Raw genomic sequence first — 20,252 nt, 5'->3', positions numbered from 1 at the left:
AGGTTCGGGGTGGAAGCGCGGCGACGTGTGGAGCTGACGAATACTAATCGATCGAGGACTTAACCAAATTTTAGATGTGGAGTGACCTACGTCAGAAATTCCGAGAAGATCGGGCGTGCACAGAGAGGCGTCCTTTGCCTCATTGGGTGCGACAGATCTTGGAGTGTATTTCTAGGTCACGCAACTTGATTCCATCGGGATCAGTCTACATCGACACAATCAATGAAGTTCTATCCAGTTTTGAGCGAACAGGCTCAAGGTCTAGTGATGATGGCGAAGAGGTCACACCCGTTCCCATACCGAACACGGAAGTTAAGCTCTTCAGCGCCGATGGTAGTTGGGGGTCTCCCCCTGTGAGAGTAGGACGTCGCTGGGCATTCAAGAAAGTCATCCCGAGAGGGATGGCTTTTTTTGTGCTTTCTTTTGAGACAAGGACTGAACCCCTGAAGTGGGGAAGGTCTTCCTAGCAAGGGCTTGGGACATCCGTTCTTGAGGGAAGGTGGGGGCTCAGAGACAGGGGTATAGAAGAGAAATAGTTTCCAATAAATCAGTTTGTCACGACAAATCGAATCGCTGGTAGGACAAATCATCATTTGGTAACGAGAAAGTGGCAACTTGTAACGACAAATCGCTCGGCTGTACGGTGAACGCGCTCTCAGCCCATGAAAATCCCTAGGAGCCCCCGTCTTAGCTCACGGTTTCTGAACGAACGTTCTCTACATCTAGGTGGTATCGAGTTGCGCAGGCTTGAAATCCATGCCAAATGACATCGCGACCATAGAGGCAAAAGACGCCTCCCTGTCCACGCTGTCATTTGACAGAATTTCAGAGCGAGCCTGCTCCACATCTAGAACTAAAAAATCCCCCTCTCAAAAGATGAGAAGGGGACTAATCAGTAAGAATTAGTTACCGATTGTTACGTTGCGAAGATCGTAGATACCGTCAGTACCGATATCGAATCCTTGAACGTTGTCAGCAACACCTGTTAAGTACTCAGTGTGTAATAAGAACGCCATTGGCGCATCGTCTGTTAACAACTGAGCAACTTCAGCGTAGATCGCTTCACGAGCTGCTGGGTCTGCTTCACGGCGACCTTGGTCAAGTAATGCATCCACATCTGCGTTTTCGTAGAATGAACGGTTACCTGGGTTACCTTTTTGTGAAGAGTGGAACAGTGCATACATACCGTAGTCAGCGTCACCAGTAGGGTTAGACCAACCAAGGATGAACATATCGTGCTGACCAGCAGCCGTTTGCTCTAGGTACGTACCGAATTCCATTACTTCGATAGAAACTTCAATGTTTAACTCAGCAAGAGCTTCTTGGATAAGAACTGCGATTGCTTGACGTTGTGGGTTGTCATTCGTCCAGATAGACGTAGAGAAACCATCTGCCATGCCTGCTTCTTCAAGAAGAGCTTTTGCTTCTTCCATGTTGAACTCAACTGTATCGATGTCTTCTGTGTAACCGAAGATGCCAGGTGCAAGTGGTCCAATCGCTGGAATACCATAGTTATCATAGATACCGCTGATGATTGCTTCGCGGTCGATTGCTTTAGAGATTGCTTGACGTACTAATGGGTTATCAAATGGTGCTTTTTCTGTGTTGAAACCAAGGTAAGCTAAGCTTGAAGAAGCTTTTTGGTTAACAGATGCAGCGCCAGAGTTGTTGATACGCTCAACTTCGTTTGGTTGAACTGGATCGATAATGTGTACGTTACCTGTTTCTAGGTCAGCTGCACGTACTTGAGAATCAGGAACAACACGGAAAGTTACAGAATCAACTTTCGCGCCTTCACCCCAATACTCTTCGTTCTTTACAAGTTTGATTTCAGAACCTGGAGTCCATGAATCAAATTTGAAGAAACCAGTACCTACTGGGCCTTCAGAGATAACAGAACCTGGATCAGATCCGCCATTTAATGCTTCGTAGTCTGCTTCAATAGAAGCTGGAGAAATCATACCGCCACCATTGTGTGAAAGGTGAGCGAGTAATGGTGCGAATGGATACTCAGTCGTAATGTTTACTTCGTAGTCGCTTACAACTTCAACATTCGTGATCATCTCAAACAAGAAGAGACGAGGAGAAGCTACTGCTTCGTCACGGATACGATCTAAGTTCATTTTTACAACTTCAGCATTGAACGCTTCGCCATCGTGGAACGTTACGCCTTCACGTAATTTGAATGACCAAGTTGTTTCATCAACTTGCTCCCAAGACTCTGCAAGACCAGGAACGATTTCGTTGTTTTCATCACGATTAACTAATGTTTCATAGATGTTTGCTTGAACAACAGAAGATGGTACGTCATTTGAACCGTGTGGATCAAGTGATGATGCATCTGAAAGAACTGCCAAGATTAAATCTCCGCCTTCTGCACCGTCAGTTTCTGTACCTTCTGTATCTTCGCCATCCTCAGCATTTTCTGTGCCACCAGTTTCTTCTACTGGATCATCTGTAGATTCCTCATTGTCGCTACCGCCAGCACATGCAGCTAAAAATAGTGCAAGAATCAGCGTTAACAGAAGAAACCAAAGTGACTTTTTGTTAATAGCCATACGTGAGTTGCCCCCTATACATTATATGATTTTGAATATTAGAGTGAACATAATATTCAAAAAATAATATAGCATATAAATCGGCTTGTCACAAGGTAATAAATTCCAACTGATAGATGATTTAGATAGATGAAATGAATTAGCTTAATGAAAAAAATAATATTTTTATGATTTTTATACCAATATCATACAGATATATCGATTTAAAACTATTTTAATATAGTATAATAAACTTAGAAAGCGCTTTTTTTATTAAAATAAGCTATCCCTAATATAACATTAGAATTGAAATTGGATTCTGATAATTAACTATCATACATGAATTGTAACAAATCTAAACTAGTCATATAAGCGTGAATCTTGTAAAATAAGCTAGTCTAGTTCTTTGACAGAATAGTTAAATAGGAAAGGGTGTTTACTTCATGAGCGAAGAAACAGTGAATCATCCTGTGACAGCCAAAAAGGTGAATCCGCAGCTTGAGAGTTTCAAACAATTTTGGCGTCGACTTGCCAAGAACAAAGCTGCTGTTGTCGGTGGATCAATGATATTGTTTTTCATTATTATGGCCTTTTTAGGACCATGGATCATATCGACATTTACAGACCTGCAGCCAAATAAAACGAGTGTTGCGAACAAGCTTCAAGGTCCGTCTGCTGAACATTGGTTCGGGACAGACAGTTTTGGACGTGACATCTTTACACGTATCGTTTTCGGTATGAAGCTTACTTTATATGTAGGTTTTCTATCTGTAATCGTTGGTGGGGTTGTAGGAGTCATTCTAGGAATCGTATCGGGCTATTACGGTGGGAAAATTGATACCATCATCATGCGTCTTATGGATATTCTACTTGCATTCCCTGGGATTCTTCTAGCACTAGCAATTGTAGCCGTACTAGGAGGCAGTTTAACAAACGTAATTATTGCAGTCGGGATATTCTCTGTGCCTGCATTTGCGCGTATTGTTCGAGGTTCCACGTTATCCGTAAGAAAACTGGAATACATCGATGCCGTTCGGGCACTAGGTGCATCGGATCTTCGTATCATCTTTAAACATATTTTGCCGAACGTCATGTCTCCAATTATCGTACAAGCTTCGTTACGTATTGCGACTGCGATTTTAACAGGAGCGGGTCTAGCATTCCTTGGACTAGGTGCACAACCACCAGCGCCGGAGTGGGGAGCTATGCTTAATGAAGGGCGTCAATACATGTATGAAGCGGGTCATGTGGCCTTATTCCCAGGTATTATGATTGTTCTTGTTGTACTTGCTTTCAATATCTTTGGTGATGGCGTTCGTGATGCACTTGATCCAAAAATGAAAAAATAGGGGTGATGAGAGTTGACTAAGTATATTATCCGTAGACTTCTTCAGACGATACCAGTACTTCTCGGGGTAACGATTTTAGTATTCTCGTTAATGCACCTCGTACCTGGTGACCCAGCGAAGATTATCGCTGGTGAAGGAGCATCTGAACAAACCGTTGACAATATTCGTGAACGTCTTGGATTAAATGATCCACTACACACTCAATACTTGACGTTCTTAGGAAATGCCGTCCAAGGTGACCTTGGATCGTCTGTACGTTCTGGACGTCCAGTAATGGATGAAATTTCAGCGCGTTTTTGGGTGACCTTTGAGCTCGCCTTTTATTCCACGATACTAGCTGTGTTTTTGGGATTAATCGCGGGAATTATCTCTGCCGTTAGACACTATACCTTGACCGACGTCACGGTTATGATTGTCGCCTTGTTCGGTCTATCTATGCCAAACTTCTGGTTTGGATTACTTCTTATACAGTGGTTCGCTATTGGAAACTGGATGCCGGAGTCACTGGAGTTCTTAAAGATGCGACCATCAGGTTGGGGAGATTCATGGAAACAAGTCGTCTTGCCTGTTATCACACTTGGAACAGGTGGGGCAGCCATTATTGCTCGGATGACGAGGTCTTCGATGCTTGAAGTTATTGGGCAAGACTATATTCGTACTGCACGTGCGAAAGGGTTGTCTGAGCGTATCGTAACGTACCGTCACGCGTTAAAGAATGCGTTAATACCTGTAGTTACTGTTGTAGGTCTTGAGTTCGGTGGCTTCTTGGGTGGAGCTGTACTGACTGAGACGATTTTTGCAATCAACGGAATGGGACGTTTAACGATTGACGCCATCCGTACACGTGACTTCCCGATCGTTCAAGGAACTGTTCTCGTGATTTCTGTGTTATTCGTTCTTGTTAACTTATTAGTAGATATTTCATATCGCTTCTTAAATAAACGTATTGATCTAAACTAGGAAGGAGTGTCTCTACGTGATTTCAAAAGATAATGTACTTGAAGTGAGAAACTTGCAGACGTCCTTCTCAACAGATCAAGGAGAAGTGCGAGCTGTCGACGGCGTTAGTTTTGATGTGCCAAAAGGGAAGACAATCGGAATCGTAGGAGAGTCGGGTTCTGGTAAAAGTATCACGTCTCTTTCTATTCTTCGTTTACTTGCTGGAAACGGAAAAATTAAAGGTGGCGAAATTCGCTTCAAAGGGGAAGACTTAGTTAAGGTTTCAGAAGACCGTATGCGCAAGCTACGTGGAAATGAAATCTCAATGATCTTCCAAGAGCCGATGACTTCTTTAAATCCGGTTTATACAGTGGGACAACAAATTAGTGAGTCTTTGATTCACCACCAAGGAATGAATAAAAAACAAGCTATGGTTCGCTCCGTTGAACTATTAAAGCTTGTAGGTATCCCATCTCCAGAGAAACGTGTAAAAGCTTACCCGTTTGAACTTTCGGGTGGGATGCGTCAACGTGTCATGATTGCCATGTCATTAGCATGTGATCCGGAAATTCTGATAGCAGATGAACCGACAACGGCACTTGACGTAACCATTCAAGCGCAAATCTTAGAGTTGATTAAAGAACTTCAAGAACGTCTTGGCATGTCCGTTATCTTTATTACTCATGACCTTGGCGTCGTTGCAGAAACATGTGATTATGTGGCTGTTATGTATGCAGGTCAAGTTGTGGAGTATTCAGATATCCGCACGCTATTTAAAATGCCGAAACATCCATACTCTATTGGATTATTAAACTCATTACCGCGTCACGATATCGATCAGGAAAAGCTTGTGCCAATCAAAGGGAATGTTCCAAGCCCGCATGAAATGCCAACAGGCTGCCGTTTTGCTCCACGCTGTCCAGCAGCAACGGATCTTTGCCGTGCGAAGATGCCAGAGCTAATGACAGATGCAGAAGGCAATCAAATCCGCTGCTGGATCTATTCTGATGAATGGCCAGGAGAGAAGGAGGTACAGGTTTATGGCGAAACAAGAATTGCTAAAGGTTGAAGGCCTGAAACAATACTTCCCGATTAAAGGTGGATTTTTAGGACGGACTGTCAACCATGTAAAAGCAGTAGATGATATCAGCTTCACGATCTACGAAGGTGAAACGGTCAGTATCGTTGGTGAATCCGGTTGTGGTAAATCAACAACAGGTCGATCCATCCTTCGCTTAGAAGAGCCAACAGAAGGGAAGGTAGAATTCCAAGGTGTAGACCTTGCGAACATCAGCAAGCGTCAAATGCGGGACTACCGCAAAGACTTGCAGATCATCTTCCAAGATCCATATGCTTCGATTAACCCTCGTCAGACGGTTGCTTCAGTTTTAAATGAAGCGATGGAAATTCAAAATGTATTGCCTGCCAATAAGCGTCGTGCACGTATTGAAGAGCTTCTACAAACGGTAGGGCTTCTACCTTACCAAGCAGATCGTTTCCCTCACGAATTCTCGGGTGGTCAGCGTCAGCGAATTGGAATTGCGCGTGCATTATCAGTTAATCCGAAACTAATTATCTGTGATGAAGCAGTATCGGCACTTGACGTGTCGATTCAGGCACAAGTACTGAACCTTCTTGAGGACCTTCAAGAAGAGTTCAACTTGACGTACCTGTTCATTTCGCATGACCTTGGTGTCGTCCGCCATATTTCTGACCGCATCATTGTTATGTATCTCGGTAAGATTGTTGAGATTGCCGATAAGCACAGCTTGTTCGAAAATCCACAACACCCGTATACAAAAGCGCTATTATCTGCGATTCCGGTTCCGGATCCAGACAAGAAAAAAGAGCGTATCGTATTAAAAGGGGACGTGCCGTCTCCAATCGACCCACCACAAGGCTGTCGTTTCCATACGCGTTGTCCATTTGCTACGGATAAGTGTCGTACTGAAGAACCAAAACTTCGAACGTCCAGTATCATGAAAGAAGGACATGAAGCAGCGTGTCACTACATGGAAGAAATTTCAGCTGGCGCTATGCAACCAAATTATTAAAAATTGTACTGCCTCATCCGAATAGGATGGGGCAGTTTTTCTATGTATGTAAATTTGCTATACTGACCTAGAGAGGTGAAGCTGGGCAATGAAAAAACAATGGGTACCTGTAAAAGAGAGTGTAACAGTTTCGGAAGCCTATCAGAGATTGCAAGATGAAGGATACCTCATCGTCGGAAGAAGGGAAGTCCCTGTTTTCGAAGAGCGAGATGGCGAACCGGTTCCAGTTAAACAACAAATAGAGTTTTGTATAACTATGCCAAAAGACGAACGTTAAATTGTCTGAAAAATATAATGTTCGTGTATTGCCTTGACCGGACTTTTATTTCTTGTTAAACTAACGATAGATTGATGAATAGATTTCCCCATATATGCTTAAGAATTGGCTTAAGCGTCTCTACCATGTCACCGTAAATGACAGGACTATGCGGGAAAGCGACTTTTGATGTTTCGGCAGGAAAGGTGTGTTTACGAATGGGTAAATACGTGAGTCCTCATGAATTCCTCAAATAGTCTGCTTTCGTGCGTATGTCCGAAGCAGATTGTTTGGGGAATTTTTGTTTTTCACAAGACCGAATGAAAAGGCGGGAAATCATACATGACAGCAAAAGTTGGCGTTATCATGGGAAGCACAAGTGATTGGGAAACGATGAAACACGCGTGTGACGTATTAGAAGAACTCTCGATTTCGTATGAAAAGAAAGTGGTATCTGCTCACCGAACACCGGACCTGATGTTCCAATATGCTGAACAGGCTCGTTCTCGTGGGATTCAAGTCATTATCGCAGGTGCAGGTGGAGCTGCTCATCTCCCTGGAATGGTCGCTGCTAAGACGACATTACCGGTCATCGGTGTTCCAGTTCAGTCCAAAGCACTGAATGGACTTGATTCGTTGTTGTCGATTGTCCAAATGCCAGGAGGCGTTCCTGTGGCTACAGTAGCTATAGGGAAAGCGGGAGCGACGAATGCGGGCCTTTTAGCTGCACAGATCCTCGGAAGTACAGACTTAGAACTTGCAGACCGTCTTGAATTGAGACGCGAGACGACACGTCAACTGGTCGAAGAAAGCTCAGGTGACCTACTATGAGCAAAGTCATCTATCCAGGACAAACAATTGGTATCATCGGTGGCGGACAACTGGGTCGTATGATGGCACTCGCAGCAAAGGAAGCGGGCTTCCGAGTGGCTGTATTAGACCCAGCGATGGATTCCCCTTGTGGCCAAGTGGCAGATGTTCGTATCGTGGCACCTTATGAAGATCAACAAGCGCTCGCTGAATTAGCAGAGGTAAGTGACGTCATCACGTATGAGTTTGAAAACATCGACTACAATGGTCTGAAGAAAGTGATGGAATATGCGTATGTTCCTCAAGGAGCTGAATTGATTCGTATCACGCAGGACCGCCGTATTGAAAAGACAGAGCTTGAAAAAGCCGGTGTACCTGTAGCATCATTCGCCATCGTGGAATCCGTGAAAGATCTTCACCGTGGCATCGAAAAGCTCGGATATCCTGTCATTTTAAAGACAGCTCGAGGTGGTTATGATGGCAAAGGTCAGCTGAAGATGACTTCTGAAACCGACTTAGAGGAAGCACGATCTATCGTAGAAAGTGTTCCTTGCGTCCTAGAAAAAATCATCCCCTTCACGACCGAGATTTCAACCATCATTCACCGAAATGCAGTAGGAGAAAGCTACATCCTACCAATAGCCGAAAATATTCACATCAATCATATTTTGCATCAAAGCATCGTTCCTGCGCGTGTAACTAACGCCATTGAGAAAAAAGCAGAGCTAGCAGCAAAAGCTATTGCGGAGCATTTAAATCTAATTGGAACACTTGCTGTAGAGATGTTCGTTGTAGAGGAAGAATTGATCATTAACGAATTGGCACCTCGTCCTCATAATTCAGGGCACTACTCGATTGAGGCATGTAATGTTTCTCAGTTCCATCAGCATATTCGCGCTATCTGCGGCTGGCCGCTAAGAAAACCGCGACTGTGGGAGTCTTCGATAATGGTGAACTTGCTCGGACAACACGTCGTTCTAGCAACGAACCAATTGGCCAAACATCCTGAGTGGTCGCTTCATCTCTACGGGAAACAGGAAGCAAAAGAAAATAGAAAGATGGGCCACATCACCATCATGACAGATGATATGGAACGCACCTTGTTTGAATTAGAAGAGACCACTATTTGGTCCTAGGAGGAATTGACATGATTGAACGCTATACACGTCCCGAGATGGGCAACATCTGGACCGAACAAAACAAGTACGAAGCTTGGTTAGAAGTAGAAATCTTAGCTTGCGAAGCGTGGGCTGAGCTAGGTGACATTCCAAAAGAAGACGTCAAGGTACTTCGTGAAAATGCAACCTTTTCTGTAGACCGCATCTTAGAAATTGAAGAAGAGACGCGTCACGATGTAGTTGCGTTTACACGTGCAGTATCTGAGACATTAGGTGAAGAAAAGAAATGGGTACATTATGGACTGACGTCTACAGATGTTGTGGACACAGCGCTTTCCTATTTGATCAAACAAGCCAATGTCATTTTACGACGCGACATTGAAAACTTTATTGAAATCTTAGCTACTAAAGCAAAAGAACACAAGTACACAGTGATGATGGGCCGCACACACGGCGTCCACGCAGAGCCGACAACGTTTGGTTTAAAACTGGCTTTATGGCGCGAAGAAATGAAACGCAACTTAGAGCGCTTTGAAGCAGCTGCTAAAGTAATTGAAACAGGTAAGCTTTCAGGAGCAGTCGGCACTTACGCGAACATCGATCCTTTCGTGGAAAGCTATGTGTGTGAAAAGTTAGGACTTCAAGCAGCTCCGATCTCCACACAAACATTGCAACGTGACCGCCACGCACAGTACATCAGCACGATTGCATTAATTGGTGCATCCATTGAAAAATTTGCGACAGAGATCCGAGGTCTTCAAAAGTCTGAAACGCGTGAAGTCGAAGAGTTCTTTGCAAAAGGCCAAAAAGGGTCATCCGCGATGCCTCATAAGCGCAACCCGATCGGTTCAGAAAACATGACAGGCCTTGCACGTCTGTTGCGTGGACATATGGTCACTGCAATGGAGAACGTTGCTTTATGGCACGAGCGTGATATTTCGCACTCATCTGCAGAGCGCGTCATCTTACCAGATGCGACGATTACACTTAATTACATGCTGAATCGTTTTGGCAACATCGTGAAGAACTTAACGGTCTTCCCGGAAAACATGAAACGCAACATGGATTCAACACTTGGTCTTATTTATTCACAACGCGTCCTGCTGGCACTCATCGACAAAGGAATGTCCCGTGAAGCAGCGTATGATACGGTGCAGCCACTTGCCATGGAAGCGTGGGAAACACAGTCTCATTTCAAACCGCTTGTGCAAGGAAATGAAACAATTTCTAGCAAACTAAATGCAGCAGAAATTGACGATTGCTTTGATTACAACTATCACATTCAGCAAGTTGATGCGATTTTTGAACGCGTCGGCTTAACGAACTAGGAGGATTTTTCGTGCAAAAAGGTGCTCTACTATATGAAGGCAAAGCGAAGCAATTGTTCGCAACAAATGATCCAGACATCGTTTACGTGCAGTATAAAAACAGCGCAACCGCATTTAACGGAGAGAAGAAAGAAGAGATTGCTGGAAAAGCGGAACTCAACAACCAAATCACATCCATTCTTTTCAACCGCCTTGCCGATAAAGGTATTCCGTCTCACTTCGTGGAAGAGTTGTCGCCTACGGAACAATTGGTCCGCAAAGTAGCGATTATCCCACTTGAAGTCGTTGTACGGAATATCGCTGCGGGAAGCCTCGCGAACCGCCTTGGTTTTGATGAAGGCGTCAAGCTTGAAAAACCACTTGTCGAGTTTTACTACAAAGACGATGCCTTAGGGGACCCGCTTCTGACCGATGCCCATATTGCGCTCTTAAAACTAGCTACAGAAGAAGAGAAGCAAACGATTGAGCACCTTGCACTTGAAATTAACACGCATTTACAAGAGATTTTCTACGAAATTGGTGTCATACTAGTAGATTTTAAATTAGAATTTGGTCGGACAACGAACGGGGAGATCTTGCTCGCTGATGAAATTTCCCCAGACACGTGCCGGTTGTGGGACAAAGAAACAAACCAAAAGCTCGATAAAGATGTATTTCGCCGCAACTTAGGTAATTTAACAGATGGCTATGCCATTATACTTTCCCGCTTAGGAGGATCTTCTCAATGAAAAAAGTAAATGTCTATGTAACACTTCGCGAAAGCGTACTCGACCCACAGGGCTCAGCAGTAAAGGGTGCCTTGCATGCTATGGACTATAAAGCTGTGCAAGACGTTCGCATCGGAAAGTTTTTAGAACTTCAAATCGATGAAACAGCAGGAGACATCGATGCGCTGGTGAAAGAGATGTGCGAGCGTCTGTTAACGAATACCGTCATAGAAGATTACCGTTACGAAATCGAGGAGGCTGTTTCGCAATGAAATTTGCCGTCATTCAATTTCCGGGATCAAACTGTGATTTAGATATGTACCATGCCATCAAAGATGAGCTAGGAGAAGACGTCGAGTATGTCTGGCACGATGAGGCAGACCTCAGTGGCTACGATGCTATCCTGCTCCCTGGTGGATTCTCGTATGGGGATTACCTGCGTTGCGGCGCAATTGCTCAGTTTTCTAACATCATGGCAGAAGTGAAAAAAGCAGCGGAAGCTGGAAAACCAATTCTTGGTGTATGTAATGGGTTCCAAGTGTTAACGGAAGCTCGTCTCCTGCCAGGGGCACTCCTTCGCAATAAGAACTTAAAATTCATCTGTCGCACTGTTGAGCTGGAAGTCGTCTCTAACGACACGCTATTTACAGGTGGCTACGACAAAGGCCAAAAAATTCATATCCCGATTGCACACGGAGAAGGTAACTACTTTTGTGATGCAGAAACGGCAGCTGAACTTGAGGCGAATAATCAAATCGTCTTCCGTTATACAGGAGAAGGTCCGAATGGTTCTTTCTCAAATATCGCCGGTATTATCAATAAACAAGGCAATGTGCTTGGCATGATGCCCCATCCGGAACGTGCCGTGCACGACGTCATGGGTGGCACCGATGGTCTCGCGTTATTCCAATCGATTTTAAAACAGTGGAGGGAATCTCATGTCAGTCATGCTTGAACCAACAACCGAACAAGTCAAAGAATTGAAGCTTTATGCTCAAATGGGGATGTCGGATGAAGAATTTGAACTGGCAACATCCATTCTAGGGCGTGCACCGAACTACACAGAGACGGGTTTGTTCTCCGTTATGTGGTCAGAACACTGTTCCTATAAAAATTCAAAACCGGTGTTACGTAAGTTTCCGACAACCGGAAAGCAAGTGTTGCAAGGTCCTGGGGAAGGTGCAGGAATCGTTGATATTGGAGACGGGCAAGCCGTCGTCTTTAAAATGGAATCGCACAATCACCCATCTGCCATTGAACCCTATCAAGGTGCAGCAACCGGTGTTGGCGGCATCATTCGTGACGTCTTTTCCATGGGGGCTCGTCCGATTGCTCTATTGAACTCTTTACGTTTTGGAGAACTAGAGACGCCACGTGTAAAGTATTTGTTTGAAGAAGTCGTCGCAGGTATTGCAGGCTACGGCAACTGTATCGGCATTCCAACGGTAGGTGGGGAAATTCAGTTTGATCCATGTTACGAAGGAAATCCACTCGTCAACGCGATGGCTGTTGGTCTCATCAATCACGAGGACATTCAACGCGGAATTGCGGCAGGCGTAGGCAATACGGTTCTTTACGCGGGTGCAAAAACAGGACGTGACGGTATTCACGGTGCGACGTTTGCGTCAGAAGAACTGAACGAAGAGTCCGAAAAGAAACGTCCAGCTGTCCAAGTAGGCGATCCATTTATGGAGAAACTGCTACTGGAAGCGTGTCTAGAAGTAATCAAATCAGATGCTTTGATTGGGATTCAAGATATGGGAGCGGCCGGTCTGACGTCGTCTTCAGCTGAGATGGCATCAAAAGCAGGATTCGGTATCGAGATGAACTTAGACTACGTCCCGCAACGGGAAACGGGCATGACCGCGTATGAAATGATGTTGTCTGAGTCTCAGGAGCGCATGCTACTTGTTGTGAAAAAAGGCCGTGAGCAAGAAATCATCGACATCTTTGAAAAGTATGACCTCGACTGTGTGCCGGTAGGCCAGGTTACAGATGATAAAATGCTTCGTCTGTTCCACCAAGGACAAGTCGTCGCAGAAGTCCCGGCAGATGCACTCGCTGAAGAAGCACCTGTCTATCATAAACCAAAACAAGTTCCAGCGTATTTCACAGAATATCAGCAATTAGAAAATCAAGAGCCTGTCGTTGAAGACGTGCAGCAAGCATTCCTTGATCTTGTGCAACAACCGACTATCGCATCTAAAGAATGGGTCTATGACCAGTACGATTACCAAGTGCGCACGTCTACTGTTGTCACTCCAGGTTCAGACGCAGCGGTCGTTCGGGTCCGCGGGACGAACAAAGCACTTGCGATGACAACAGACTGTAACTCACGCTACATCTACTTAGACCCTGTTACAGGTGGGAAGATTGCGGTCGCTGAAGCGGCACGTAACATCGTATGTTCAGGTGGACATCCACTTGCTATCACAGACTGTTTGAACTTCGGAAATCCGGAAAATCCAGAAATCTTCTGGCAGCTCGATCAATCGGCAGACGGTATTTCAGAAGCATGTCTTGCACTTGATGCACCGGTCATCGGAGGAAACGTGTCTCTATACAACGAACGCAGTGGTTCCGCAGTGTACCCGACACCAACTATTGGGATGGTCGGGTTAATTGAAGACCTTGCGCACGTCACGACACAAACAGCGAAGCACGCAGGGGACAACGTGTATGTCATTGGAGAAACGATGACGGAGTTCGGCGGTTCAGAGCTACAAAAGCTTACAGAAGGCCGTATCTTCGGGAAATCGCCAGCCATTGATTTGACAGTAGAAGCGCGTCGCCAAAAGCAACTGTTGACGGCGATTCGTTCCGGACTAGTTGCTTCGGCACACGACGTGGCAGAAGGCGGACTTTCAGTAGCCCTCGCTGAAGTCGTATTTGGTACACCGTTTGGCATGCAAGTGACACTGGAAGGTTCAGCAGTTACCGCGTTATTCAGTGAAACGCAATCACGCTTTGTTGTAACGGTCTCTCCTGAACATCAACAAGCGTTCGAAGCGGCAGTTCCGGAAGCTAAACGTGTCGGAGTCATCACAGAAGAAGCGACACTTGTCATTGAAAACAACGTGAAAGAGACGTGGATCAACATGCCAGTAGCGGAACTCTTCGCTGCTTGGAAAGGAGCCATTCCATGCTTACTGAACTCCGAGGATTAAATGAAGAATGTGGCGTATTTGGCGTGTGGGGTCATCATGACCCTGCACCCATGTCCTATTACGGGCTTCACGCTTTGCAACATCGTGGGCAAGAAGGGGCAGGAATCGTCGCGACAGACGGAGAAGCACTAAGAGCTGTGCGCGGCGAAGGACTTGTCAATGACGTCTTTGATGAGCAGAAATTGAAAGCTCTAGAAGGTAAAGCAGCAATCTCTCACGTGCGCTATGCAACGGCAGGAGGTTCGGGACTTGCGAATGTCCAACCCTTGCTGTTCAACTCAACGACCGGGTCTCTCGCCATTGCGCATAACGGGAATATCGTCAATGCCACAGATTTAAAGCGAAGCCTCGAGCGCCAAGGAAGTATTTTTCAAACGACATCAGATACGGAAGTTCTTGCTCACTTAATCAAACGCAGTCACTTGCAATCGTTTGAAGAGCGCACGAAACAAGCACTTCGCCTGTTAAAAGGTGCGTTTGCATTTCTCATCTTGACGGAAGATTTCCTGATGGTCGCACAAGATCCAAATGGTATGCGTCCTCTATCACTCGGCCGGCTAAACGGTGGTTTCGTCGTCGCTTCAGAAACAAGTGCCTTTGACTTGATAGGTGCAGAAGTAATCCGTTCCGTCGAACCAGGGGAGCTTCTCATAATCGATGACACAGGCGTCCGTTCGTCATTCTATACAGAAGATCGCGGACGAGCTATTTGTTCGATGGAGTACATCTATTTCTCTCGTCCGGATTCAGATATTGACGGTATCAATATTCATACGGCACGCAAGCGTCTCGGCATTCAACTTGCCAAAGAAATTCAAGTGGAAGCAGATATCGTCACAGGCGTTCCAGATTCCAGTATTTCAGCAGCGATTGGGTTTTCAGAGCAGACCGGCATCCCGTATGAGATGGGACTTATCAAGAACCGGTACGTAGGGCGGACGTTCATTCAACCTTCACAGGAGCTGCGGGAACGCGGTGTAAAAATGAAGTTGTCTCCTGTACGCCAAGTCGTGCAAGGCAAACGTGTCGTCATGGTCGATGACTCGATTGTCCGAGGAACTACGTCACGCCGGATCGTCAACATGCTAAAAGAAGCCGGAGCGAGTGAAGTGCATGTCGTCATCAGCTCACCACCTCTTAAAAATCCATGCTTTTATGGAATCGATATCAGCAGTGACTCTGAACTGATTGCTGCCAATCATTCTATTGAAGAAATGCGCGACCTCATTGGCGCTGACTCATTATCCTTTTTATCAGTAGAAGGGTTGTTACAAGCCGTCGGGCGTTCACCAGAATACAAAAACTGTGGACAATGTCTCGCGTGCTTTACAGGTGAGTACCCAACTTCGATTTATTCAGATACAAAATTACCGCACGAAAAAGAATTGGTTCGCTAGGAGGCCCACCATGTCAAAAGCATATGAACAAGCAGGGGTAAATATTGAAGCGGGATACGAAGCCGTTCACCGTATGAAGAAACATGTGGAACGCACGAGTCGTCTCGGTGTTCAAGGAACGTTCGGCGGTTTTGGCGGACAGTTTGACCTTTCTGCCTTACAATTAAAAGAACCAGTGTTGATCTCTGGAACAGACGGTGTAGGCACGAAGCTGAAGCTTGCTTTCATGGCAGATCGTCACGACACGATTGGTGTTGATTGTGTGGCCATGTGTGTCAACGACATCGTGGCGCAAGGAGCGGAACCATTATTCTTCCTCGATTATGTGGCCCTCGGGAAAGCTGTCCCAGAAAAAATCGAGCAGATCGTCAAAGGTGTGGCGGACGGTTGTGTAGAATCAGGTGCAGCTCTCATTGGTGGAGAGACCGCCGAGATGCCAGGTCTGTACGATGAAGACGAGTATGATCTAGCGGGATTTGTTGTCGGGGCGTGTGAAAAAGCAGATGTCATCACAGGAGTTGCGATTCAGGCAGGCCAGGTCCTCATCGGTCTTCCGTCGAGTGGTATTCATTCCAATGGGTACTCGCTCGTTCGTCACATTCTTTTCTCTACGCACACAAAAGAACTGACAGACGCGGTGCCGTTTGATGCAGAAAAGACCTACGCGGACGTGCTCCTTACACCGACACGTATCTATGCAAAAGCTGTAGCAGCAGTAAAAGAACACGTAAAGATTAAAGGTATGGCACACGTGACAGGTGGCGGGTTCTATGAAAATCTTCCGCGCATGTTGCCAGAAGGACTTGGTGTCCACATTCAGTTGGGCGAATGGCCAGTTCCTGACATCTTCACCCATTTAAAGGAGCTGGGTTCTCTCTCTGACAAAGACCTATACGGTGTCTTTAATATGGGAATCGGCTTTGTGATAGCTGTCGATGTGGAAGACGTCGACACGGTTCAAAAGCGCTTAGCAGACATCGGAGAACAAGCTTACATTATCGGAAAAGTGACGAACACATCGGGCGTGCAGTTTGAAGGAGCACATGATGGCAGTCTCTAATCCACTTGTCCGCTTCGTGGTGTTTGCATCGGGAAGCGGATCCAATGCAGAAGCTCTTTATCAAGCGGTGCAACAAGGCGAACTTAGAGGGCAGCTTGTTGGAATCGTCAGCGACAAACCGGATGCTTATATTTTTACACGGGCGAAAGACTGGGGAATTCCCCTAATTGCCGTGTCTCCAAAACAGTATGAAACAAAAGATGCATATGAAACTGCGGTACTCTCGATACTCGAAGAACTCCAAGCAGAGTGGCTTGTGCTCGCAGGGTACATGCGACTGATCGGGCCTACGCTGTTAGCCGAATTTGACGGTCGCATTGTCAACATTCACCCGTCATTACTTCCTGCATTTCCGGGGAAGGACGCAGTAGGTCAAGCGTTCGCACACGGGGTACACGTCACTGGCGTCACCGTTCATTACGTGGACGCGGGAATGGACACGGGACCCATCATCGCGCAACAAGCAGTGAATGTGCAGGCCACACGTGAAGACACCGAAGCATGCATACACACTGTGGAACATGAACTATACAAAACAGCATTAGACCAGCTATGGAATGAGGAGAGGTAATCAATGAAACGAGCATTACTGAGTGTGTCAGATAAAACAGGCATCGTCGATTTTTCAAAACAACTTGTCGAGCTTGGCTTTGAAATCCTGTCGACAGGAGGCACGAAATCGGCATTGCAAGAAGCCGGAATACCTGTCACCGCAGTGGGAGATGTCACGGGCTTCCCAGAAATCTTAGATGGGCGTGTCAAAACGTTGCATCCGAAAATTCATGGGGGACTCTTGTCAAAACACAATGACCCTGCCCATCTGGCACAGCTAGAAGAGCATTCGATTCAACCGATTCAACTGGTCTGTGTGAATCTTTATCCGTTCCAAGCAACCATTCAACGTCCAGATGTGACACCTGAACTAGCCATTGAGAATATTGATATCGGCGGCCCAAGCATGTTGCGTGCTTCGGCGAAAAACCATGAGTTCGTGACAGTCGTAACAGATCCAAGTGACTATGCGGTGGTTCTTCACGAATTATCCGCGCAAGGAGAGACGACACTCACGACGCGCCGTCGCTTGGCAGCGAAAGTGTTCCGTCACACAGCAGCGTATGATGCATGGATCGCAGCCTTCCTTAGTGATATGGCAGGGGAAGACTTCCCTGAATCGCTGACACTGACGTATGAAAAAGTACAGGACCTTCGTTACGGCGAAAATCCCCATCAGCAAGCGGCGTTCTACCAAAATAAAATGGGGTCCACATTCTCAATTGCAGCAGCGACACAACTGCACGGAAAAGAACTTTCCTATAACAACATTCAAGATGCCAACGCAGCGATTCAACTTGTTAAAGAGTTCGAGCAGCCAGCTGCCGTGGCTGTGAAGCATATGAATCCTTGTGGAGTCGGCATCGGCCACACGATTTCAGAAGCGTTCCACAAAGCCTATGAAGCGGACGCAACGAGCATTTTCGGTGGTATTGTCGCCTTGAACCGTGAAGTCGATGCAGAGACCGCACGCACGCTCGGCGGTATCTTCTTAGAAATCATCATCGCGCCTTCGTTCTCGGAACAAGCGCTTGCCATGTTAAAAGCGAAGAAGAACATTCGCTTGCTGACGATCCCGTTCGAAGAAGGCAATCAAGAAGCATTCAATGTCGTGTCGATTGAAGGCGGACTGCTCGTTCAGTCTCCGGATACGGCGTCCCTTGCGCATGCGAATGTCGACGTCGTCACAACACGTCAACCGACAGATGCGGAATGGCAGGCACTTGAACTTGGCTGGAACGTCGTGAAACACGTGAAATCCAATGCCATTGTGGTTGCCAATGATCAAATGACGGTTGGGGTGGGTGCAGGACAGATGAACCGTGTTGGTGCTGCGAAGATTGCTCTTGAACAAGCAGGTGATCTCGCAAAAGGAGCAGCCCTCGCATCCGACGCATTCTTCCCGATGCCCGATACAGTAGAAGCAGCCGCACAAGCAGGCATAACAGCAATCATCCAGCCCGGCGGTTCTGTAAAGGATCAAGAGTCGATTGATAAAGCCAATGAACTTGGCATCGCCATGGTTTTTACAGGCATTCGTCATTTCAAACACTAGGAGGAAATCGCATGAAAGTACTTGTGATTGGAAGTGGCGGCCGTGAGCACGCCATCGTACGTCAGTTTCATCAGTCGCCAAGCGTGACCGAGGTCTTTGCAGTCCCAGGCAACGACGGAATGAATGAGGAAGCAACGTGTGTTGCGCTCTCTCCTCTCGATTTTTCCGCACTCGTCCAGCTCGTCAAGCGCGAGAAGATCACCTTCACGTTTGTCGGTCCGGAACAGCCATTGTCTGAAGGCATCGTCGACTATTTCGAAGCAGAAGGTCTCAGTATTTTTGGTCCGACCCAAGCGGCTGCAGAACTCGAAGGCAGTAAGGCCTATGCGAAAGATGTCATGCAGCGCTACGGGATTCCGACGGCTTTCTATGAAGTTTTTGACGAAGTGGAGCCAGCGCTTGTCTATATTAAAAAACATGGTGCGCCAATCGTGATTAAAGCGGACGGACTTGCTGCAGGGAAAGGGGTCGTCGTGGCTATGACCGAGGCGGAAGCGGAAGAGGCTGTGCGCTCGATGCTTGACGGTCAGCGCTTTGGAGATGCCTCTGCCCGCATCGTCATTGAAGAATTTTTAGAAGGCGAAGAATTTTCCTTACTTGCCTTTGTGCATGACGGCCACATTATTCCGATGCCAATTGCACAGGATCACAAACGTGCGTATGATGGCGACCTAGGGCCGAACACAGGAGGGATGGGCGCGTATTGCCCAGTGCCACATCTGCCGGACGGATTAGCGGAAACGGCTCTTGAATCCATTGTCAGCAAGACGGTGCAGGCCATGACCGAAGAAGGTCGCCCGTTTACAGGCATCCTGTATGCAGGTCTGATTGCGACCAACGAAGGGCCCAAAGTCATTGAGTTTAACACCCGCTTTGGTGACCCGGAAACACAAGTAGTGCTTCCGAAACTGCAAAATGACTTCGGCCGCTTGATAGTTGATTTACTAGAAGGTGAGCGACCAGAAGTAAAGTGGGACAATCTTTCTCATGTCGGCGTTGTCGTAGCAGCAGAAGGCTACCCAGACGAGCCTGTGAAAGGACAACTACTTCCAGACCTCCATAAACTTTCAGGCGTATCTGTGTTCCATGCCGGCACAGTGCGTGATGGAGATGCGGAAAGCGATAGATACCGCGGAAGCGGAGGGCGCTTGCTAGTTGTCTCGGCTGCAGCGGAATCACACGAAGCTGCGTCGGATCTTGCCTATGCCGCCTTATCGAGCGTCGACTGGCCCTCGTGTTTCTACCGTAAAGACATCGGGTGGCGCGCGAGGAAGTAAGGAAGACTATAAACATGTGAGTCAACTAAACAGGGGTGGATGGTGCTGCACAATGCGCATCATTCACACCTGTTTTTATTTCTGAAGCCCTTGCTAGAAAGCTTAGACACAGCCATCCGTATAGTGAGTAGACAAAAAAAGGATAT

Annotated in this window: 18 protein-coding genes, 1 rRNA gene and 1 riboswitch; of the genes, 18 read left to right on the top strand and 1 reads right to left on the bottom strand. The window is 46.5% G+C overall.

Going from position 1 to position 20,252, the window contains the following annotated elements:
* The first annotated feature begins 260 nt into the window (after positions 1-260).
* Positions 261-376 (top strand): 5S ribosomal RNA (rrf, locus tag ACFO0S_RS12045).
* Between the two features lie 526 nt (positions 377-902).
* On the opposite strand, the gene ACFO0S_RS12040 is transcribed toward rrf, so the two are convergent.
* Positions 903-2,558, bottom strand: a complete 1,656-nt coding sequence (locus ACFO0S_RS12040; RefSeq protein WP_378142341.1) for a glutathione ABC transporter substrate-binding protein — start codon at positions 2,556-2,558, stop codon at positions 903-905.
* A gap of 422 nt (positions 2,559-2,980) precedes the next feature.
* Between ACFO0S_RS12040 and ACFO0S_RS12035 the strand changes: the two genes are divergently transcribed.
* The 17 genes from ACFO0S_RS12035 to purD all read left to right on the top strand — a co-directional run bounded on the left by ACFO0S_RS12035 (position 2,981) and on the right by purD (position 20,106).
* The gene (locus ACFO0S_RS12035; protein ID WP_378142340.1) at positions 2,981-3,886 is read left to right on the top strand and encodes an ABC transporter permease; all 906 of its coding nucleotides are present in this window, start codon (positions 2,981-2,983) and stop codon (positions 3,884-3,886) included.
* Positions 3,887-3,898: 12 nt separating this feature from the next.
* Positions 3,899-4,846, top strand: a complete 948-nt coding sequence (locus tag ACFO0S_RS12030; protein WP_378142339.1) for an ABC transporter permease — start codon at positions 3,899-3,901, stop codon at positions 4,844-4,846.
* Between the two features lie 19 nt (positions 4,847-4,865).
* Positions 4,866-5,894, top strand: a complete 1,029-nt coding sequence (locus tag ACFO0S_RS12025) for an ABC transporter ATP-binding protein (RefSeq protein ID WP_378142345.1) — start codon at positions 4,866-4,868, stop codon at positions 5,892-5,894.
* Positions 5,866-6,879 (top strand): ABC transporter ATP-binding protein, encoded by a 1,014-nt coding sequence (locus tag ACFO0S_RS12020; RefSeq protein ID WP_378142338.1) that lies wholly within the window; start codon positions 5,866-5,868, stop codon positions 6,877-6,879. Before ACFO0S_RS12025 ends, ACFO0S_RS12020 begins: the two co-directional genes overlap by 29 nt.
* Before the next feature lie 88 nt (positions 6,880-6,967).
* Positions 6,968-7,156: an NETI motif-containing protein gene (locus ACFO0S_RS12015; protein ID WP_378142337.1), complete on the top strand. Its 189-nt coding sequence runs from the start codon at positions 6,968-6,970 to the stop codon at positions 7,154-7,156.
* A gap of 68 nt (positions 7,157-7,224) precedes the next feature.
* A riboswitch (purine riboswitch) is annotated at positions 7,225-7,325 on the top strand.
* A 152-nt stretch (positions 7,326-7,477) separates the two neighbouring features.
* Positions 7,478-7,966 carry a 5-(carboxyamino)imidazole ribonucleotide mutase gene (gene purE / locus ACFO0S_RS12010; RefSeq protein WP_378142336.1) on the top strand — a complete coding sequence of 163 codons (489 nt, stop codon included), beginning with the start codon at positions 7,478-7,480 and terminating at the stop codon, positions 7,964-7,966.
* Positions 7,963-9,081: a 5-(carboxyamino)imidazole ribonucleotide synthase gene (gene purK, locus ACFO0S_RS12005; protein ID WP_378142335.1), complete on the top strand. Its 1,119-nt coding sequence runs from the start codon at positions 7,963-7,965 to the stop codon at positions 9,079-9,081. Before purE ends, purK begins: the two co-directional genes overlap by 4 nt.
* Positions 9,082-9,092: 11 nt before the next feature.
* On the top strand, positions 9,093-10,391 hold the full coding sequence (gene purB / locus ACFO0S_RS12000) for an adenylosuccinate lyase (protein WP_378142334.1): 1,299 nt from the start codon (positions 9,093-9,095) through the stop codon (positions 10,389-10,391).
* Positions 10,392-10,402: 11 nt separating this feature from the next.
* Positions 10,403-11,119, top strand: coding sequence for a phosphoribosylaminoimidazolesuccinocarboxamide synthase (gene purC / locus ACFO0S_RS11995; RefSeq protein ID WP_378142333.1), 717 nt, complete (start codon positions 10,403-10,405; stop codon positions 11,117-11,119).
* Positions 11,116-11,370: a phosphoribosylformylglycinamidine synthase subunit PurS gene (gene purS / locus ACFO0S_RS11990; RefSeq protein ID WP_378142332.1), complete on the top strand. Its 255-nt coding sequence runs from the start codon at positions 11,116-11,118 to the stop codon at positions 11,368-11,370. Before purC ends, purS begins: the two co-directional genes overlap by 4 nt.
* Positions 11,367-12,053 (top strand): phosphoribosylformylglycinamidine synthase subunit PurQ, encoded by a 687-nt coding sequence (gene purQ / locus ACFO0S_RS11985; protein WP_378142331.1) that lies wholly within the window; start codon positions 11,367-11,369, stop codon positions 12,051-12,053. The genes purS and purQ overlap by 4 nt, the downstream gene beginning before the upstream one ends.
* Positions 12,037-14,265 carry a phosphoribosylformylglycinamidine synthase subunit PurL gene (gene purL / locus ACFO0S_RS11980; RefSeq protein WP_378142330.1) on the top strand — a complete coding sequence of 743 codons (2,229 nt, stop codon included), beginning with the start codon at positions 12,037-12,039 and terminating at the stop codon, positions 14,263-14,265. The genes purQ and purL overlap by 17 nt, the downstream gene beginning before the upstream one ends.
* On the top strand, positions 14,241-15,662 hold the full coding sequence (gene purF / locus ACFO0S_RS11975) for an amidophosphoribosyltransferase (RefSeq protein WP_378142329.1): 1,422 nt from the start codon (positions 14,241-14,243) through the stop codon (positions 15,660-15,662). The genes purL and purF overlap by 25 nt, the downstream gene beginning before the upstream one ends.
* Positions 15,663-15,672: 10 nt before the next feature.
* On the top strand, positions 15,673-16,722 hold the full coding sequence (gene purM / locus ACFO0S_RS11970) for a phosphoribosylformylglycinamidine cyclo-ligase (RefSeq protein ID WP_378142328.1): 1,050 nt from the start codon (positions 15,673-15,675) through the stop codon (positions 16,720-16,722).
* A complete protein-coding gene (gene purN / locus ACFO0S_RS11965; RefSeq protein WP_378142327.1) occupies positions 16,709-17,293 on the top strand; it encodes a phosphoribosylglycinamide formyltransferase in 585 nt (194 codons plus the stop codon). The genes purM and purN overlap by 14 nt, the downstream gene beginning before the upstream one ends.
* A 3-nt stretch (positions 17,294-17,296) precedes the next feature.
* Positions 17,297-18,829, top strand: a complete 1,533-nt coding sequence (purH, locus tag ACFO0S_RS11960) for a bifunctional phosphoribosylaminoimidazolecarboxamide formyltransferase/IMP cyclohydrolase (RefSeq protein ID WP_378142326.1) — start codon at positions 17,297-17,299, stop codon at positions 18,827-18,829.
* Positions 18,830-18,840: 11 nt separating this feature from the next.
* On the top strand, positions 18,841-20,106 hold the full coding sequence (purD, locus tag ACFO0S_RS11955) for a phosphoribosylamine--glycine ligase (RefSeq protein WP_378142325.1): 1,266 nt from the start codon (positions 18,841-18,843) through the stop codon (positions 20,104-20,106).
* Positions 20,107-20,252: the final 146 nt, after the last annotated feature.

It is taken from the genome of Chryseomicrobium palamuruense, from assembly GCF_042649045.1.
GTDB classification, from domain to species: Bacteria; Bacillota; Bacilli; order Bacillales_A; family Planococcaceae; genus Chryseomicrobium; species Chryseomicrobium palamuruense.
This window is presented reverse-complemented; position numbering and strand designations above follow the sequence as displayed.

Bases quoted from the DNA above. Each gene is read 5' to 3' on its own strand.
- ACFO0S_RS12040 (WP_378142341.1), bottom strand. From the start codon at position 2,558: ATGGCTATTAACAAAAAGTCACTTTGGTTTCTTCTGTTAACGCTGATT.
- purN (WP_378142327.1), top strand. From the start codon at position 16,709: ATGGCAGTCTCTAATCCACTTGTCCGCTTCGTGGTGTTTGCATCGGGA.
- purF (WP_378142329.1), top strand. From the start codon at position 14,241: ATGCTTACTGAACTCCGAGGATTAAATGAAGAATGTGGCGTATTTGGC.
- ACFO0S_RS12035 (WP_378142340.1), top strand. From the start codon at position 2,981: ATGAGCGAAGAAACAGTGAATCATCCTGTGACAGCCAAAAAGGTGAAT.
- ACFO0S_RS12020 (WP_378142338.1), top strand. From the start codon at position 5,866: ATGGCGAAACAAGAATTGCTAAAGGTTGAAGGCCTGAAACAATACTTC.
- purE (WP_378142336.1), top strand. From the start codon at position 7,478: ATGACAGCAAAAGTTGGCGTTATCATGGGAAGCACAAGTGATTGGGAA.
- purM (WP_378142328.1), top strand. From the start codon at position 15,673: ATGTCAAAAGCATATGAACAAGCAGGGGTAAATATTGAAGCGGGATAC.
- purH (WP_378142326.1), top strand. From the start codon at position 17,297: ATGAAACGAGCATTACTGAGTGTGTCAGATAAAACAGGCATCGTCGAT.
- purL (WP_378142330.1), top strand. From the start codon at position 12,037: ATGTCAGTCATGCTTGAACCAACAACCGAACAAGTCAAAGAATTGAAG.
- purK (WP_378142335.1), top strand. From the start codon at position 7,963: ATGAGCAAAGTCATCTATCCAGGACAAACAATTGGTATCATCGGTGGC.
- purD (WP_378142325.1), top strand. From the start codon at position 18,841: ATGAAAGTACTTGTGATTGGAAGTGGCGGCCGTGAGCACGCCATCGTA.
- purS (WP_378142332.1), top strand. From the start codon at position 11,116: ATGAAAAAAGTAAATGTCTATGTAACACTTCGCGAAAGCGTACTCGAC.
- ACFO0S_RS12015 (WP_378142337.1), top strand. From the start codon at position 6,968: ATGAAAAAACAATGGGTACCTGTAAAAGAGAGTGTAACAGTTTCGGAA.
- purB (WP_378142334.1), top strand. From the start codon at position 9,093: ATGATTGAACGCTATACACGTCCCGAGATGGGCAACATCTGGACCGAA.
- purQ (WP_378142331.1), top strand. From the start codon at position 11,367: ATGAAATTTGCCGTCATTCAATTTCCGGGATCAAACTGTGATTTAGAT.